This window comes from Nocardioides carbamazepini, assembly GCF_024614185.1.
Lineage (GTDB): Bacteria > Actinomycetota > Actinomycetes > Propionibacteriales > Nocardioidaceae > Nocardioides > Nocardioides carbamazepini.
This window is the reverse complement of record NZ_JAHTLF010000016.1, coordinates 1,002,567-1,019,861: the sequence shown is the minus strand read 5'-3', so window position 1 is coordinate 1,019,861 and position 17,295 is coordinate 1,002,567. Positions and strand designations below refer to the sequence as shown.

Below are 17,295 nucleotides of genomic sequence, written 5' to 3'. Positions count from 1 at the left end.
CGCTCCCTTCTCGGTTCGGTCCCGGTCGTGGCCGGTCAGTCGAGCGGACACGCGACCGCTTCGCGCTGCTCGGCGCTCGCTTCGAGCAGCGGCTCGTCGCCCTCGACCAGCGGCTGGATGCCGGTCGGCTCGAGGTCACGGCCCTGGGCGATGCCCGCGGTCCGCACCGCGATCGACGGCATCTCCTCGACGGTCCCCCTGCTGAGGCACTTGGGGTAGACGGTGACGTAGCGGGGGGCGGGCTGGCCCTTGGCGAGAGCGATGAGGATCTCCACCGCCTTCTGCTGCTGCTCGGGCAGGCCCCAGGCGAAGGTGTAGTCGATCGTGCCCTTCGCCAGGGCGTCGAGCCCGATCGCATCGGCGTTGTAGCCGACGATGGTCAGCCGGTCCCGCATGCCGAGGTTGTCCGCCGCGCGGGACGCCGCCACGGCATTGGTGTCGCTGTAGGCGACCACGCCGACGGCATCCGGGTGCTGCTGGAGGACGGCCTGTGCCGTGCTCAGTCCGCCCGCGATGTCGTCGGTCTTGTTGGAGTAGGTGCCCACGACGCTCAGCCGGCCGTCGCTGCAGGCGTCCAGCTCCTTCTCGAAGCGGACCTGCATGTCGATCAGGTCCTGCTGCGGGTTGCCGTAGGCGCCGTAGATCAGGTCACCACCGTCGGGGAACTTCTCGCAGAACAGCCGCGCGGCGTTCACGGACGCCGTGAGCCGGTCCTGGTGGAAGGTCGTGGCGGCGCCGTCGAAGTTCGTGATCTCGCCCGCGACCACCGGGATCCCGGCCTTGACCGCTCGCTCGCTGGGAGCGGTCATCACGTCGGCGCTCAGCGGGAAGAACGACACGGCGTCGGCCTGCTGCGCCACGATCTGGTCCATCGCCGTGATCATGGTGTTGAGCGGGTCGTCCGCCTTCGCCTCGACGATCATCGGCGTCGCGCCACAAGCCTCAGCGGCGGCCCTGAAGGCGTCGTTGCCAGCCTTGCCGCCGGCATTGGAGCTCCACACGGCGGCGTACCCGAGCGTCAGCCCCTCTCCGCTGGTGCACTCCTCGGCGGGGCCGGCGCCGAGCTCGTCGAGGATGGCATCGGCCTTGTCGGCGGAGACGGTCTCGTTCAGCACCTCGTCGGTGCCACTGTCCCGGGCACTGTCACTGCAGCCCGACGCCACTGAGACAACGGCCAGTGCAGCGACGGCCAGGACGCCCTGGCGGATCCTCGATCGAGTCATTGTTCCTCGGCTCTCGTGCGCGGTCCCGGAGCTCCGCGAATGGGTGTTGCACTACACTCTAAGCAGATTGCATCCTATCTGTCACTACACGGATTCTATTTGAGTCCCTCGCCCAAGGAGTCGCTCATGCACCCACCCGCCTTCCTGGCCAGGCCTGAGCTCGAAGGCACCTTCGGGATGTGTGCCTCGACGCACTGGGTGGCGTCGGCGGTCGGACAGGCCGTCCTCGAGCGCGGCGGCAACGCCTTCGATGCCGCGGTCGCCGCCGGCTTCGTGCTCCAGGTGGTGGAGCCGCACCTCAACGGCCCGGGTGGCGATCTCGTCGCACTGGTCGCCCGGCCCGGAGAGGAGCCGCGGGTGCTGTGTGGACAGGGGCCGGCACCTCGGGGAGCCAGCATCCAGTACCTACGCTCGGAGGGATTCTCCGCGGTGCCCGGCTCCGGTGCACTTGCCGCCGCCGTGCCTGGCGCGGTCGATGCGTGGCTGCTCCTGCTTCGCGACCATGGGACCTGGAGATTGGGCGACGTACTGGAGTTCGCCGTCCACTACGCCGAGCACGGGCACCCGGTGCTGGCTTCGGCCGCGCGGGTCATCAGCGAGGTCGAGGACCTCTTCCGCACCTCGTGGCCCACCTCGGCGCAGCAGTGGCTTTCGGGTGGGCAGGCCCCTCGCGCCGGCGACGTGATCCGGAACGAGGCCTGGGCCGCGACACTCCGGCGTCTGCGCGACGAGTCGACGGCGTCGGCGGCACGCCGCGAGGAGCAGATCGACGCGGCCCGGGCGCTGTGGCGCTCGGGGTTCGTCGCCGAGACCGTCACGGCCTTCGTGACCGCCTCCGGGCACGCCCACTCGGACGGCCGGGAACACCGCGGCGTCCTCGACGCGGCCGACATGGCGGCGTACGTCGCGCACTGGGAGCCGAGCGTGAGCCGCGAGTTCCGCGGCCACCAGGTGCACAAGGCCGGGGCATGGACGCAGGGCCCGGTGCTGCTCCAGGCCCTCGCCATCCTCGAGCAGTACGACGATCACGAGCTCGACCTCGACACCGCCGACGGGGTGCACCGGACGCTCGAGGCGCTCAAGCTGGCCCTGGCCGATCGCGACGCGCACTACGGCGAGGGACTCGGTGCGGACGGGCTCAGGACACTGCTCTCGACCGAGTACGCCCAGCACCGCCAGGGCCTGGTGCACGACACCGCGTCGCACGCGTTTCGACCGGGGGCGGGAGCCGGGCTCGGCACGTATCGTCCGCCCCTGGTCGTCGCCGAGGCCGACGAGCTGACCCTCCCCACGACCGGCGAGCCGACGGTGCAGTGGAACGGGGACACCCGAGGCGACACGTGCCATGTCGACGTCGTCGACCGCTGGGGCAACGCCGTCTCGGCCACCCCGTCGGGCGGGTGGCTGCAGTCCTCTCCGACGATTCCCGAGCTGGGCTTCGCTCTCGGGACCCGGCTGCAGATGACCCACCTCGACCCGGACAGTCCCTCGGCCCTGCGACCGGGTGCGCGACCTCGCACCACCCTGACGCCGACGATCGTGACGGCCCCCGGACGGGTGATCGCCATGGGCAGCCCCGGCGGCGACCAGCAGGACCAGTGGCAGCTGGTGCTGCTGCTCCGCCTCCTCGTGGCGGGCCAGTCCCCACAGGCGGCGATCGAGGCGCCGATGTTCCACACGACCAGCGCGCCAGGGAGCTTCTGGCCCCGCACGTGGACCCCGGGAGGTGCGGTGATCGAGGACCGGTTCGACCCGCGACTCATCGAGGAGCTCCGGTCGCGAGGTCACGTGGTGACGACGTCCGCAGGATGGTCGCTGGGCCGGTTGTCGCTGGCCGCTCACGACGACACCGGCAGAGTGTCCGCGGCAGCCAACCCGCGCGGCGCGCAGGGCTACGCGGTCGGCCGGTGAAGAGCGCGGCGCGCGGCGGGTCCGTGCAGTCCCGTCCCAGTGGGATGCAATCATCGGACACCCAGAGGATCGAGGAGCGACCGGTGAGCAGCAGCAGCGAGTCGATGAGCGAGCGCGTCGCCGCCGAGCTCCAGCACCGCATCATCCTCGGGAGCATCCCGGTGGGCACCTGGCTACGTCACGACGCCATCGCCCGGGAGTTCGGCATCAGCCGAACTCCGGTGCGAGAGGCGCTGCGCATCATGGCCGCGCAGGACCTGGTGACCATCGAGCCCAACCGCGGCGCGCGGGTCAACGGCCAGTCGAGCCAGGACGTGCGCGAGATCGGCGTCGTCCGCGCCGAGCTGGAGGGCCTGGCAGCGTCGCTCGCCGCCGTCCACATCGACGACGCCCAAGCGGAGCGGATGACGGTGGCCTGGCAGGACTTCGAAGCGGCCTTCGAGGTGACCGGACCAGGCGAGGAGCTCGCCGAACGCTGGAGGGAGTCGAACGAGGCGTTCCACTCGACGATCCTCGAGGCGTCGGGGAATCGCCACCTGCAGCAGGCGATCGCCGACCTGCGACGCAGGCTGCCGCACAACATCTCCTTCGGCGCCTATGCCGGGAGCTCTCGTCTGATCGCCCGGAACATGGCGGAGCACCAGGCCATCGCCGACGCGATCATCGCCCAGGACGCCGAGCGAGCTCGCACCCTGATGAGCGACCACATCCGCAGCTCGGTGGAGGCCGCGGCGCACTGGATCGAGCGAAGCTCCTAGGCCTCGGCGTCGGTCTCGCCGGCGCCGGCCAGCTCGTCCGCGCGGCGCAGGTGCTCGAGGAGCGCCGTCCCGACGCGGTCGGGCGCCTGCTGGTGCACCCAGTGTCCGGCGCCCTCGACCACGACGACACGCAGGTCGGCGAACAGACTGTCGTCCACGCGCATGAAGGCGGCGACCGGATCCGCGCTGCCCGTCAGGAATAGCGACGGCGCCTCGATGCGGTGCTGGTCGCGCGCGGACGCCGCGCGCCAGTTGTCGTCGATGTTGCGGTAGTACGACAGGCCGCCGGCGAAGCCTGTCCGCCGGAACACGGCGACGAGGTGGGCGAACAGGTCCGCACTCATCCACGCCGGACGGTCTCGCGGCCCAGCCGGCCGACCTACCGCCTCGAAGTCGTCGTTGAACGCGGCGGCGAGCGTCGCCGCGATGTCGCGCTCCAACGCCTGCTCGGCGGCACCCTCTGCTTGGAAGCGGACCTGGTAGAACCGCTCCCCCAGCCGACGCCGAAGGATCTCGATCGGGGGCGCCGGCGCGGGGCGCGTGTGCGGCACGCTCAGCCCGGTCAGCGAGAGCAGGCGCTCCGGGTGGTCCAGCCCCAGGGCCCAGACGCACTGCGCGCCCCAGTCGTGACCGACGACGTGCGCCCGGTCGACACCCTCGTGGTCCAGCAGTCCGATCAGGTCCCGACCGATCTCGCGCACCGCGTAGGACGATCGGGCGGCGGGGCGCGCGCTGTCGCCGTAGCCGCGCATGTCGGGAACGAGCACGCGGTAGCCGGCGTCGATGAGCTGGGACACCTGCAGGTGCCAGGTGACCCCGAGATCCGGAAAGCCGTGCGCCAGCAGCACCACAGGGCCGTCGCCGGCCGCTGCGACCGCGAGCTCGATCCCGTTGACTCGCCAGAGCTCGCTCACCAGTCGGTCTCGAGGCCAGGGATCACCCGGCCGTTGTGCACCGGGGGCTGAGCGACATCGCTCCGGCTCTGCCCGAGCATCTCGACGATGTAGTGCGTGCTGTCGGTGCCGCCGACGTTCGTGATCCAGTGGTCGGCAGGCAGGCCTTCGACGCCGACCTCGCGGTAGAGGACGAATCCCTCGTCCGAGGGCTGACGAATGACGCCGTCGCTGCCCACCTCGCGCGCCTCCATCTTCGAAGGGTTGGCGTACACCAGGACGTGGTCGTTGGCGTGCATGTGCGGCGAGCACGACTCCCCCGGCGCGAGACGCATGCGCCACACCCGTACGACATGGTTCTCGAACAACAGCTCGGTCCCGACACTTCGGCTTCGGTCGTTCTCGGTCACGGCGGCCTCCTTGGTCTCCCACTCCATCACATCAGATTGGATGCAGTATTGTTTGAATTGCATCTAATCATACGAGGCCGAGGAGAGACCAGATGCGCGTCGGCGTGCGCAAGGAAGTCAAGAACCACGAGCACCGGGTGGCGATCACGCCGATGGGTGTCCACGAGCTGGTGGCGCACGGCCACGAGGTCGTCGTCCAGACCGGTGCCGGTCTCGGGTCGTCGACCGGCGACGAGGACTACGTCCCGGCCGGCACGCCGGTCCTGCCCGACGGGGACGCGGTGTGTCGCCGATGACCGAGGTGCCTGTGTGGGGAATGGTGCTGACCCCGTTCACTTCTGACCTGGCCGTCGACCACGCATCGTTGGCCGCGCACGTGCGAGCCCTGCTCGACCAGGGAGTCCATGGCTTGGTCGCTCTGGCGGTGATCGCCGAGCCCAGCGCGCTGGCGCGCGAAGAACGCGCCGCCGTGCTCGACACGGTGCTGGCCAGTGCGGGCGACCATCCGGTCGTGGCCACCGTCATGGCGCTTGACGACGAAGGCCACCTCGACGACCTGCGGACCCTGATCCCCCCTCGAGCCGACCGTCTCGCCGCAGTCATGTTGCCCGTCCACTCGTCCGACCCCGAGCTCGTGGCGAAGCGGCTCCAGGCGGCCCACCTCGAGTGCGGGCTCCCGGTGTGGGTGCAGGACTATCCGGGACCGACCGGCGTCTCGATCGCGTTGGACGACCTGGTCGACGCACTGCGAGCGGCTCCGGCCGTCGTCGCGGTCAAGTGCGAGGCTCCTCCGACGTTCCGCCGCATCCACGGCTTGGCCGTGGCGCTGCCGCACCTACAGCTGCTCAGCGGACTGGGCGGAGCCAACCTTGTCGAGGACCTCGTCGCGGGCGCGAGTGCCGTGGCGTGCGGCATCTCCCAGCCATCCGATCTGGTGGCTGCCGCCCGCGCCTGGACGTCCGGCGGCCTGCCCGGGGCTCTCGCAGAGGTCGCCCGGTTCTCGGCGCGGGTTGGCGTGGAGACTCAGACGGGGACCAGCATCGCCATCCGCAAGGAGCACTGGCGCCGCGCCGGAATCATCGCCTGTGCGGAAGTCCGCCCTCCACAGCTCCCGTACCCGACCTTCCTGTCCGACCTGAGCGACGCACTTGTCACATAGCGCTGCCGGATGGGACGCCGACGCGGATTGGGGGAACTACCCGATCATCCGCACCGAACAGCACGCTTCAATCGGCGTGAAGACCGCCGCGACCTCGTCGCGACAACCGGTCACCACATGGGTGGATAGGGACCCCTGCGCGCCTGCCACAGCCCGTTCACCGGATGTTGACCGCCGAAAGAAAGGCCCCGCGAGACTGTCCGCCGCACGACGTGCGCGCGGAGAGTCCGGCCGCTTCGCTTCGTCGAACGGGCGGCACAGGTCGCGCAGCGACCTGTGGACCTCGACGAAAGTGCTCGACTCGGACCCTCACCGTCACCCACCACGGGGCGCTGCAATGCCGCTCGACTCAGCTGGCATCGAGCTACGGTGGCCCACAGATACATCTCAGCCGGTGTTCGCGCGGGTCACCCCGCCCGGACTACTCCCACTCGATGGTGCCCGGGGGCTTCGAGGTGATGTCGACGGTGACCCGGTTGACCTCGGCCACCTCGTTGGTGATCCGGGTCGAGATCTTCTCCAGGACGTCATAGGGCAGCCGGGCCCAGTCGGCGGTCATCGCGTCCTCGGAGGTGACCGGGCGGAGCACGACGGGGTGACCGTAGGTGCGGCCGTCGCCCTGGACGCCGACCGAGCGGACGTCGGCCAGCAGGACGACGGGCATCTGCCAGATGTCGCCGTCGAGGCCGGCGGCGGTCATCTCCTCGCGGGCGATGGCATCCGCGTCGCGGAGGAGGTCGAGGCGCTCGCGGGTGACCTCGCCGATGATCCGGATCCCGAGGCCGGGGCCCGGGAACGGCTGGCGCTGGACGATGACGCTGGGCAGGCCGAGCTGGGCACCGACGGCGCGGACCTCGTCCTTGAAGAGCTCGCGCAGCGGCTCGACCAGCTCGAACTCGAGGTCCTCCGGCAGCCCACCGACGTTGTGGTGGGACTTGATGGTCGAGGTGCCGGCGCCGTGGCCGGACTCGACGATGTCCGGGTAGAGCGTGCCCTGGACCAGGAAGCCGACCTTGCTCCCCTCGGGCGCACCCTTGATCACCTCGAGCTCGGCCCCCTCGAAGGCGCGGATGAACTCGCGGCCGATGATCTTGCGCTTGGCCTCCGGCTCGCTGACACCGGCGAGGGCCTCGAGGAACTGCTTCTCGGCGTCGACGATGACCAGCTTGGCGCCCGTCGCGGCGACGAAGTCACGCTCGATCTGCTCGGTCTCGCCCTTGCGCATGAGCCCGTGGTCGACGTAGACGCAGGTGAGCCGGTCGCCGATCGCCTTCTGCACGATGGCCGCGGCGACGGCGGAGTCGACGCCGCCGGACAGCCCGCAGATGGCGCGGCCGTCGGGGCCGATCTGCTCGCGGATCCGGGCGATCTGCTCCTCGGCGATATTGCCGATGGTCCAGGTCTGGCGGCAGCCGGCGATGTCCCAGAGGAAGTGCTCGAGGATCTTCTGGCCGTGCTCGGAGTGCAGCACCTCGGGGTGCCACTGGACGCCGGCCAGGCCGCGGTCGACGTCCTCGAAGGCCGCGACAGGGGTGACCTCGGTCGAGGCGAGGACGGTGAAGCCCTCGGGGGCCGCGCTGACCGAGTCGCCGTGCGACATCCAGGCGTTGTGCTCGGCCGGGAGGCCGGCGAGCAGCGTGCCCGGCAGGCTGGTGGTGACCCGGGTCCGGCCGTACTCCCGCGCGCCCGTCGCGGAGACGGTGCCGCCGAGGTTCGCGGCCATCAGCTGGAAGCCGTAGCACATGCCGAACACCGCCGGGCCGGCCGTGAAGATGGCCGGGTCGACCTTCGGCGCGCCCTCGGCATAGACCGACGAGGGGCCGCCGGAGAGGATGATCGCCTTCGGGTTGCGCGCGACCATCTCGGCGACCGGCATGGTGTGCGGCACGATCTCGGAGTAGACGCGCGCCTCGCGCACCCGGCGGGCGATGAGCTGGGCGTACTGGGCCCCGAAGTCCACCACCAGGACCAGGTCGTGCTCGGGCTGGTTCTCCACGGCCTGCGTCATGGCCGAATCGTATCGAGCCGGTGCCTGTGGCCCCGAACCCGCGTCGTACCCGGCATTCGGGTCGCGATCACGGTGGATCCGCGACCGGAATGCCGGGTACGACGGCTCACCCGGCCAGCCGACGCAGCCAGATCCTGCGCTGGTGCTCGTCCAGGGCTCGACGGCGCGCCACGGTCGAGGTGTCGGTCCACCAGTCGGGCTGCTCCACCGTCCAGCAACGGGGGCGGTCGGGGCGCTCCGCGGCCCTTCGGTACGCCGCGTCCAACCGGGCGAAGAAGGCAGACAGGTCGCGTCGATCCTCGGACATCATCACGACGATCTCCAGGTCGAGCTCACGGTAGAGCGCATCGCGTTCGAGATCCTTGCGGCGTACGCCGCGCGCGAGGTGGGGCGCGCCGTCGTACTCGCCGACCACTCCGGCCGCCAGGTCCACCAGATCCGGTGTGACCAGGTGGCGGCCCGCCGGCGCCCACGGATCGAACAAGGGGCAGTTGGTCCGCAGAACGGCGGACGGCACCCGTCGGAGCCAGGCCAGCCGCATCTCGACCTCCGGGGGCGACCAGGCGTTCTCGTCAGCGATCTCGAGGGCGGCCCGGAGGGTACGGACGCCCGGGCGCGCGATCAGTCCGGCGACGTACCTCGTCAGTCGGTGGAGATCGGTGAGGTCGTCCGCGCAGGCCATGTCGATCACCCGGACCGCGCCCGGGACGCTCGAGGCGCGACAGGCCTCGAACGCCACCGCCCGCTCGACGCGGGTGACAGGCAGCCCGTCGACCACCTCGACGTCGGCTTCGAACAGCCAGTCCTCGGTCAGCACGACTCCGGCACGCGGGCGGGCACCGCGACTCGCGAGGGCGATCGGCACGTCCAACCGGGTGCGGCCGTCCGCCGCGAGTCCCCGGAACCACCGCGCTCCGCGCCATCCGAGGGCCGCCCACCCGGTGGCTGCCGCATCGGCCGGCAGGCCGGCGAGCGCCTCGACCACCCTCTGGTCGAGCATCCCCCCGTCGCAGCCCGCCGGAACGCACCAGCCGGGTGCGACCCGCCGCCAGCGCGGACCGCGGGCCTGCCCCGGCGTCGGCCCGGTCCGCCCGGTCGGGTCGACGCGGCACGGCAGAGCGACTCCGGGTCGGGTCACCGGGTGCGGGAACATCCAGGAAGCATGCGCCGCCGGGACGATCCGTCGTAGCCGCTCTCCACAGGGACCGGGCCGGGTACGTCGTACCCGGCAATCGGGTCGCCATCACGGCAGATCCACGACCCGAATGCCGGGTGCGACAAGAGAAGCCGCGCGCCCGAAAACGCACCAGGGCCCGGCCGGGGAGGGAGGGTGGCCGGGCCCTGATTGTCCACGCAGCTGATGGACAGCGCCTGGACCGAGCCCGGGCTTCGGGAGGGAGCGTGATTCCCGGGCTCGCTTCGTTCAACGACCCCCCGACGGGCGGGTTACGCCGGCATCGGACAAGGTCGACGAAAAGTTCTGGGCGGTGCCGATGCTGCCCGGACCGCCCCAGGAGGCGCCCCCTCCCAGCGGTCAGCTCACTCCGACGATCGGCAGCCGCAGGGCCGCGGGAGCGTCCGCGGGGACGACGGGGGCCTTGGGCGTGACCGGCTCGATCTGCCGGTAGCCGTCACCGAGCGGCGGGCGGGTGTCCTGCTCGCCCTTGTTGGGCCAGTAGGCCATCGCCCGCTCGGCCTGGGCGGTGATCGTCAGCGACGGGTTCACGCCCAGGTTGGCCGAGATCGTCGAGCCGTCGACGATGTGGAGACCGGGGTGCCCGAAGACCCGCTGGAAGGGGTCGACCACGCCGGTCTCGGGGCTGTCGCCGATGGTGCAGCCGCCGATGAAGTGGGCGGTCAGCGGCCGGTTGAACGGCTCGCCGATGGTGCCGCCGGCGGTGCCGCCACCCATGACGGCCGCCATCCGGCGTACCGCGTCGTTGGCGGCCGGGATCCAGGTCGGGTTGGGCTCGCCGTGGCCCTGCTTCGAGGACAGGATCCACCTGCCGGCGACCCGCTTGGGGAAGGTGGTGATGGAGTTGTCGACGGACTGCATCACCAGGGCGATGACGACCCGCTCGGACCAGTGCTTGACGTCGTAGAGGTCGCGAACCCGCCTGCGCTCCTTCCACAGCTCCTTGAGCCACACCCTCCAGCGCGGGTCGGGCCCGTCGCCGTCGGTGAGCACGGTCTGCATCAGGGACATCGCGTTGCTGCCCTTGCCGTAGCGCACCGGCTCGATGTGGGTGTGCTCGTCGGGGTGCCACGAGGAGGTGATCGCGACGCCGTCGGTGTAGTCGACGTCGGAGCCCTGTGGCGCGATCGCGCCGAGGATCGACTCGGAGTTGGTCCGGGTCAGGTGGCCGAGCCGATCGGAGACGTGCGGCAGGTCGCCCTCGGCCTTGAGCCGGTGGAGCAGCTTCTGCGTGCCGAGCGCGGCGGCGGAGAAGACGACCTGCTCGGCCGTGAACGTCTTCGTCGCGGTACGACGCGACAGCTTCGCCTTCGTCCAGCGGGTGTCGACCCGATAGCCGCCACCGGGCAGCGGCCGGACCCGGGTCACCGTGGTGAGCGGGTGTACCTCGGCGCCGTTCTGCTCGGCGAGGTAGAGGTAGTTCTTGACCAGGGTGTTCTTGGCGTTGTGCCGGCAGCCGGTCATGCACTCGCCGCAGTCGCGACAGGTGTTGCGCGTCGGGCCGACGCCGCCGAAGTACGGGTCGGCGACCGGCGAGCCGGTCTCCTGGCCGGGGCCGCCGAAGAATACGCCGACGGGGGTGGCGTGGAAGCTGTCGCCGACGCCCATCTCCTCGGCGACCTTCTTCATCACCTCGTCGGAGGGCGTCATCCGCGGGTACTCGACGACGCCCAGCATCCGCTTGGCCTGGTCGTAGTAGGGCGCGAGCTCGGCCTTCCAGTCGGTGATGTGCGCCCAGGACGGATCCGTGTAGAACGGCTCGAGCGCCTCGTAGAGCGTGTTGGCGTAGACCAGCGAGCCGCCGCCCACGCCCGCGCCCGCGAGGATCATGCAGTCCTTGACCATGTCGATGCGCTGGATGCCGTAGCAGCCGGCGGCCGGGGCGTAGAGGTACTTCTTCAGGTCCCAGGAGTTGTCGGCGAAGTCGGCGTCGGTGAACCGCGCGCCGGCCTCCAGGACGCCGACCCGGTAGCCCTTCTCGGTCAGCCGCAGCGCGGTGACCGAGCCGCCGAAGCCGGAGCCGATGACGAGGACATCGAAATCGAAGGCAGGAGTCGAAGCCGTGTCAGTCGCAGTCATGTGTCCTCCCCCCGGTCAGGGCCGGCCGAGCTTGTCCATGACCCGCAGCGAGGCGGACATGAACCTCGCGTAGCCCTCGTCGGACATGCCGAGCATCGGCCCGAACCGGATCAGCCGCTGGGTGGCGACCGACTGGGTCTCGGTGTAGCGGTGGATGCCCTCGGCGCCCTGGCGCCGTCCCATCCCGGACTCCCGCATGCCGCCCATCGGGGCGTCGATGCTGGCGAAGGTCGCGCTGAACGCCTCGTTGACGTTGACCGTGCCGCACTTGATCTGCCGTGCGACCGCGCGACCGCGGCCGGTGTCGCGGGTGTAGACCGAGCCGTTGAGACCGTACTCGCCGTCGTTGGCGCGCGCGATCGCGTCGGCCTCGTCGTGGAAGCGGTAGATCGACACGACCGGGCCGAAGGTCTCGTTGCCGAAGCAGGTCATCTCGGGCGTGACGCCCTCGAGGATGGTCGGCTCGTAGTAGTACGGCGCCAGGTCGGGTCGCGCGTTGCCCCCGGCGAGCACGCGGGCGCCCTTGTCGACCGCGTCGTCGACATGGGCGGTGACCGTCTCGAGCTGGTCGGCCGAGATGAGCGTGCCCATGTCGGCGTCCCAGCTCATCGTCGCGCCGAGGCTCATCGCCTTGGTCCGCGCAACGAAGCGGTCGACGAACCGGTCGTAGACGGCGTCGGCGACGAACATCCGCTCGGTCGAGACGCAGAGCTGGCCGGCGTTGGAGAAGCAGGCCCGCACGGCCCCTTCGGCGGCGCGCTCGATGTCGGCGTCGCGGAGCACCAGGATCGGGTTCTTGCCGCCCAGCTCGAGGGAGCAGCCGATCAGTCGCTCAGCGGCCTGCTTGGCGATGATCTTGCCGGTCGCGGTGGAGCCGGTGAAGCAGATGTAGTCGGCGCGGTCGATGATCGGCGTACCGAGCTCGCGGCCCGGGCCGGCGACGACCTGCCACAGGTCGCGGGGGAAGCCGGCCTCCTCCAGCAACTGGGCGCCGAGCAGCGCCGACAGCATGGTCTGCGCGTCGGGCTTGGCGACCACGGCGTTGCCGGCGAGCAGCGCCGGGAGGCCGTCGCACAGCGCCATCGTGAACGGGTAGTTCCACGGCGAGATGATCCCGACGACGCCCTTGGGCACCCGGTTGAGCTCGACCCGGGTGAGGACCGGTACGACGCCCGGCCGGCGCTGCGTGTCGAGGTGCCGGTGCGCGGTGCGGGCGTAGTAGCGCGCGGTCAGCGCGATGTGCAGCGGCTCGTCGAAGGCGTGCTTGCGCGCCTTGCCGGACTCGAGCTGGATGAGGTCCATGATCTCGTCCTGCCGGTCGAGCACGATGTCGTGCAGCCGGTGCAGGATCCGGGCCCGCTCGTCGATCGACACCCGCGCCCACGCCGCCTGCGCGACCCGGGCTCGGCGGAACGCCTCGGCGACGTCCTCGGTGCTCGACTGCGGGATGTTGGCGACCGGCGCACCGTCGATCGGCGAGTGGACCTGGGTGGTGCGACCGGTCGTGGCCAGGATCCGGTCGGTCAGCCGGGCGACGTGCTCCGGCTCCAGCGCGTACGACGCCCGCGGGTCGTGCTCGGGGTCGTGCGGGCCGTCGACGACAGGCCCCTCGGAAGACGCGCCGGAACCGGGAATCACTTCGCTCATGTGACGAGGGTAGGTGAGCGGGGTCACCCACGGCTACTGATCGGTAACAGATGTGCTGCTTTACACATGACGTCTTGATGTCAAGGGTCTTGTCCGGGCCCTGACAGTTTCGCCGGTCGACCGGCGAAACTGTCGAACCTGACGTACGAAACTCGCGCCTGGCCGATGAAACTCCGTCGGTCAAGCGTGAGTTTCGCCGGTCGACCGGCGAAACTGTCCCTACGTCACATCGGAGGCGCCGACAGATACACCGACTTGAGCTCCGTGTACTGCCCCAGCCCCTCGGGACCGAACTCGCGACCGAGACCCGACGCCTTGAAGCCACCGAACGGCGCGGCGAAGTCCATCGTGTAGGTGTTGACGCCGTAGGTGCCGGTGCGCACCGCCCGCGCCACCTCGAGGCCGGCCTCCGGGTCGGCGGTCCAGACGGTGCCGGCCAGGCCGTACTCCGAGTCGTTCGCGATCCGGACGGCGTCGGCCACGTCGTCGTACGCGATGACGGAGAGGACCGGGCCGAAGATCTCCTCCTGGGCGATCCGCATCTTGTTGTCGACGCCGGCGAAGACGGTGGGCCGGACGTACCAGCCGCGGTCGAGGCCCTCCGGGCGCCCCTCGCCGCCGACCAGCAGCTGGGCACCCTCCTCCTGCCCGATCCGGATGTACGACGCCACCCGCTCCTGCTGGCGCCGCGCGACCATGGGGCCGATCTCGGTGGCCGGGTCGAGCGGGTCGCCGACCTTCATGGCTCCGATCGCCGAGGCCAGGGACGCGGCGAAGGAGTCGTGCCGCTCGCGTGAGACCAGCACCCGGGTCTGCGCGACGCAGGCCTGGCCGGAGTTCATCACGCCGAGGAACTTCAGGCCCTCGATCGCGGCGGCCTCGTCGGCGTCGTCGAGGATGATCGCGGCCGACTTGCCGCCGAGCTCGAGGGAGACCCGCTTGAGCTGCTCGCCGCAGATCGCGCCGATCTTGCGGCCCGCGGCGGTGGAGCCGGTGAAGGCGACCTTGTCGATGCCGGGGTGGCGCACGAGGTGCTCCCCCACCTCGCGGCCGCCGGCGACGATCGACACGACGCCCTCGGGGACCCCGGCCTCGACCAGCAGCTCGGCGAGCAGGTAGCCGTCGAGCGGGGTCTCGGGCGCCGGCTTCACGACGACGGTGCAGCCGGTCAGCAGGGCGGGGATCACCTTGGACAGGATCGTGAACTGTGGGACGTTCCACGGCGGGATGGCCGCGACCACGCCCACCGGCTCGTGGCGTACGACCACATCCGCGCCGAGCGCGCCCGGGCGGGTCGCCTCCCACGGGAACTCCCGCGCGATGGCGAGGAAGGCCTCGATCTGCATCCACGGCGCGGGCGCCTGGGCCAGCGAGCTGAACGAGATCGGGGAGCCCATCTCGGTGGAGATGATCGTCGCCATCTCGTCCAGCCTGGCGGCGTAGAGACCCGACAGGGCCTGCACGATGTCGATCCGCTCGGCAGGGCTCATCCGCGGCCAGGGGCCCTCGTCGAAGGCCCGGCGGGCAGCCGCGACCGCCGCGTCGATGTCGGCCGCGCTGCCTTCGGGGACTCGCGCGACGACCTCCTCGGAGTGCGGCGAGACCACCTCCAGCACGGCGTCGGTGGCGGGCGTGGCCCAGGTGCCGCCGATGAAGAGGGCATCGCGGTCGAGGGTCATGGGGTCTCCTTCGCTAGGTCGAACCAGTCCTTGAATCCCGAGGGGTCGTGCCGGCCCAGGGCACCGTGCTCGAACAGGCCCCAGCCCTCGGCACCGTCGGGTACGCCGGCACCGGCGCCGTGCACGGTGGCCTGGCCGACATGGTCGATCACGCCGAACATGACGCGCCCGGCGACGGCCGGGTCGGTCATGTCGTAGGTGAGTCGCTCGCTGAACGCCGGGCCCTTCCACATGCCATGGGTCCAGTCCGAGTCGCCGCCGTAGCCTCCGCCGACGTGGATCGGCACCGGCAGCTTGGAGGCCACCTCGAGCACGAGCTCCTCGCCGTCGGGCGTCGCGCACACGATCGTGGCGCCGGTCGGCACCCGGGTGCCCGGTGCGTACCGGATCGACACCCGCGGCCAGCCGAGCTGCTCGACCCGGCCGTCGCGCCAGATCCGGGTGCAGTCGTTGAGCGTGCGGAAGCCGTCGGGCGTCTCCTGGGTGATGATCACGACGCAGAAGTCCTCGAAGCGCAGCGGCACGTAGAGCCACCACATCCCCTCGAAGGCCGGGTCGGCGGGCTTGCCGGCGGGCGCGGCCTCGCCCACGGGGCGGATGCCCCAGGAGCGGTCCCGCGAGCCGAGCCAGCGGTCGGGCGTGACCGCGATGTCGGTGCCGTCGACGCTGAGCACGCCCTCCCAGGTGCCGAGCTGGGCGAAGCGCTGGGCGTCGAGCGTGGTCCCGCTGCCCTGGCGCATCACGTGCGGCAGCTCCTGGACGACCGGGAAGGAGCCCTCCCAGGTCAGGTCCATCGCCACGCCCTCGGTCTCCTCGAGGACGAGGCGCAGCTTGTGCAGCGGCTCGATGACCTCGATCCGGTAGTTGCCGACCTGCTGGGCCATCCGGTCGCCACCGCGCGGGTCGGCGGCATCGCTGAGGTGGACCGCGGTCTGCTCGTCGCCGCGACGGAGCAGGACGAAGGCGTCCTTGGTGCCGAGGTTGGGGTAGAAGCCGAGGCCGGTGATCAGGAAGAGGTCGCCGGTGCGGTCGTGGGCGTTGAGGTAGCAGCGGTCGTAGAAGTTGCGGTCGCTGCTGCCGGCCCACGCGACGGGGCGCGGGAGCTGGTGGATGGGGTACTCGTCGAGCGGGCCGAGGCCGTAGTACTCACCGTGCAGGCCGTGGTCGTGGTTCATGCGCCGACCTCCTCGAGGAGACGCTCGAAGAGGGGACGGTGGTGGAAGACCGACTCCGGGTCGTCGGGCCGCTCGATCTCGCCGAAGTGGATCTGCCGGGCGCTGGTGCGCAGGAAGACGCAGCCCCAGTTGACCGCCGCGTGGACGAGGAACCAGGTGAGGTCGCCCGGCTCGACGCCGCTGATCTCGCGGTACGTCGCCACGACGTCCTCGGCGGCGAGGAAGTCCGGCATCCCGGGCAGGCCGAGCATGGTCGCGATCTCCTGGAAGACCTGGTGGGCGAAGACCAGCCAGGCGAGGTCCATCTCGCGGGGGCCGAGCGTCGCCATCTCCCAGTCGAGGACGGCGACCGGCTCGAAGTCGCGGTACATCATGTTGCCGATCCGGGAGTCGCCCCAGACCAGCACGGGATCGCCCTCCTCGGCCGGCAGGTTCGCCGCGAGCCAGGCCAGGCCGCGCTCGATCAGCGGGGACCGCGGGCTCGCCTCCTGGGTGGTGATGGCGTAGTCGTACCAGGCCCGGGTCTTCGCGAGGTTGCGCGTGAGTGGCGTCGCACCCTCGTGGCCGGTGAGCGCGGGGTCGAGGAAGGCGAACGTCGTGGCGGCGCCGGGGATGCCGTGCAGCCGGGCGAGGACGTCGACCGTGCTGCGCTGCAGCCGCGCCTGCTGCTCGGGCGAGGCGTCGAAGAGCCAGTTGTCCCCGAACGGATAGGGCAGCACGTCGGGCGGCACCGCGCCATCGAGCCGCTCCATGAGGAAGAAGGGGGTGCCGAGCACGTCGCCGGTCGGCTCGTTGAGGCCGACCGGCGGGACCGGGACGCCGGCGAGCTCGCCCGCGAGGCGCATCGCGTCGTACTGGTCGGTGAGGCGGTACTCCGCGAAGACCGGCAGGTCCCCTGCGGCCGGCGCCACGCGGGCGACGTACTCACGGGTGACGCGGGCACCGTCCTCGGTGCTGGTGACCCCGAGCAGCACGGTCTCGCTGGACATGCCGTTGGTCTGGATCCCGTCGTGGACCGTCACCGCCGGCTCGGCGCCTTCGGGCAGCACGCCGGAGAGCCACGTGGCGAGCCGGGCGCGCAGGTCGTCGGCGTCGCGGCTCGACCGCTGCAGGGTCATCTCGGCCATCTCTGCGGGCAACGACTCGGTCACGGGTCCT

At 71.0% G+C, this 17,295-nt stretch carries 13 protein-coding genes and 1 pseudogene; 4 read left to right on the top strand and 10 right to left on the bottom strand.

All coding sequences use genetic code 11. The features are described 5' to 3' along the window. Positions 1 to 35: 35 nt before the first annotated feature. Positions 36 to 1,223 carry a sugar ABC transporter substrate-binding protein gene (locus tag KVF89_RS17415; RefSeq protein WP_257427349.1) on the bottom strand — a complete coding sequence of 396 codons (1,188 nt, stop codon included), beginning with the start codon at positions 1,221 to 1,223 and terminating at the stop codon, positions 36 to 38. Positions 1,224 to 1,349: 126 nt separating this feature from the next. On the opposite strand from KVF89_RS17415, the gene KVF89_RS17410 reads away from it, so the two are divergent. Both KVF89_RS17410 and KVF89_RS17405 read left to right on the top strand, forming a co-directional pair. Continuing rightward, the gene (locus KVF89_RS17410) at positions 1,350 to 3,134 is read left to right on the top strand and encodes a gamma-glutamyltransferase family protein (protein ID WP_257427348.1); all 1,785 of its coding nucleotides are present in this window, start codon (positions 1,350 to 1,352) and stop codon (positions 3,132 to 3,134) included. An 83-nt stretch (positions 3,135 to 3,217) separates the two neighbouring features. Then, complete coding sequence (locus tag KVF89_RS17405; protein ID WP_257427347.1) at positions 3,218 to 3,892, top strand: GntR family transcriptional regulator; 675 nt, start codon at positions 3,218 to 3,220, stop codon at positions 3,890 to 3,892. Here KVF89_RS17405 and KVF89_RS17400 read toward each other — a convergent pair. Together KVF89_RS17400 and KVF89_RS17395 are read right to left on the bottom strand one after the other, a co-directional pair. Next, a complete protein-coding gene (locus tag KVF89_RS17400; protein WP_257427346.1) occupies positions 3,889 to 4,806 on the bottom strand; it encodes an alpha/beta fold hydrolase in 918 nt (305 codons plus the stop codon). The two genes, KVF89_RS17405 and KVF89_RS17400, sit on opposite strands and share 4 nt — an antisense overlap. Next, positions 4,803 to 5,195 (bottom strand): cupin domain-containing protein, encoded by a 393-nt coding sequence (locus KVF89_RS17395; RefSeq protein WP_257427345.1) that lies wholly within the window; start codon positions 5,193 to 5,195, stop codon positions 4,803 to 4,805. The genes KVF89_RS17400 and KVF89_RS17395 overlap by 4 nt, the downstream gene beginning before the upstream one ends. Before the next feature lie 92 nt (positions 5,196 to 5,287). On the opposite strand from KVF89_RS17395, the pseudogene KVF89_RS17390 reads away from it, so the two are divergent. Together KVF89_RS17390 and KVF89_RS17385 are read left to right on the top strand one after the other, a co-directional pair. After that, a pseudogene (locus KVF89_RS17390) lies at positions 5,288 to 5,479 on the top strand (alanine dehydrogenase); the annotation flags it as partial. Positions 5,480 to 5,487: 8 nt separating this feature from the next. Next, on the top strand, positions 5,488 to 6,354 hold the full coding sequence (locus KVF89_RS17385; protein WP_257427344.1) for a dihydrodipicolinate synthase family protein: 867 nt from the start codon (positions 5,488 to 5,490) through the stop codon (positions 6,352 to 6,354). Between the two features lie 421 nt (positions 6,355 to 6,775). Here KVF89_RS17385 and guaA read toward each other — a convergent pair whose 3' ends face one another. The 7 genes from guaA to KVF89_RS17350 all read right to left on the bottom strand — a co-directional run bounded on the left by guaA (position 6,776) and on the right by KVF89_RS17350 (position 17,288). Then, positions 6,776 to 8,362 carry a glutamine-hydrolyzing GMP synthase gene (gene guaA / locus KVF89_RS17380; RefSeq protein ID WP_257427343.1) on the bottom strand — a complete coding sequence of 529 codons (1,587 nt, stop codon included), beginning with the start codon at positions 8,360 to 8,362 and terminating at the stop codon, positions 6,776 to 6,778. Positions 8,363 to 8,468: 106 nt separating this feature from the next. Continuing rightward, positions 8,469 to 9,515, bottom strand: a complete 1,047-nt coding sequence (locus tag KVF89_RS17375) for a hypothetical protein (RefSeq protein WP_257427342.1) — start codon at positions 9,513 to 9,515, stop codon at positions 8,469 to 8,471. Between the two features lie 381 nt (positions 9,516 to 9,896). Further along, on the bottom strand, positions 9,897 to 11,636 hold the full coding sequence (locus KVF89_RS17370) for a GMC oxidoreductase (protein ID WP_257427341.1): 1,740 nt from the start codon (positions 11,634 to 11,636) through the stop codon (positions 9,897 to 9,899). Positions 11,637 to 11,651: 15 nt separating this feature from the next. Then, a complete protein-coding gene (locus tag KVF89_RS17365; protein WP_257427340.1) occupies positions 11,652 to 13,283 on the bottom strand; it encodes a succinic semialdehyde dehydrogenase in 1,632 nt (543 codons plus the stop codon). Positions 13,284 to 13,507: 224 nt separating this feature from the next. Further along, entirely contained in the window at positions 13,508 to 14,962 is a 1,455-nt protein-coding gene (locus tag KVF89_RS17360; protein ID WP_257427339.1) for an aldehyde dehydrogenase, read from the bottom strand. Further along, entirely contained in the window at positions 14,959 to 16,137 is a 1,179-nt protein-coding gene (locus KVF89_RS17355; RefSeq protein ID WP_257427338.1) for an Rv3169 family protein, read from the bottom strand. The genes KVF89_RS17360 and KVF89_RS17355 overlap by 4 nt, the downstream gene beginning before the upstream one ends. After that, positions 16,134 to 17,288, bottom strand: coding sequence for a phosphotransferase family protein (locus KVF89_RS17350; RefSeq protein WP_257427337.1), 1,155 nt, complete (start codon positions 17,286 to 17,288; stop codon positions 16,134 to 16,136). Before KVF89_RS17350 ends, KVF89_RS17355 begins: the two co-directional genes overlap by 4 nt. Between the last annotated feature and the right edge of the window lie 7 nt (positions 17,289 to 17,295).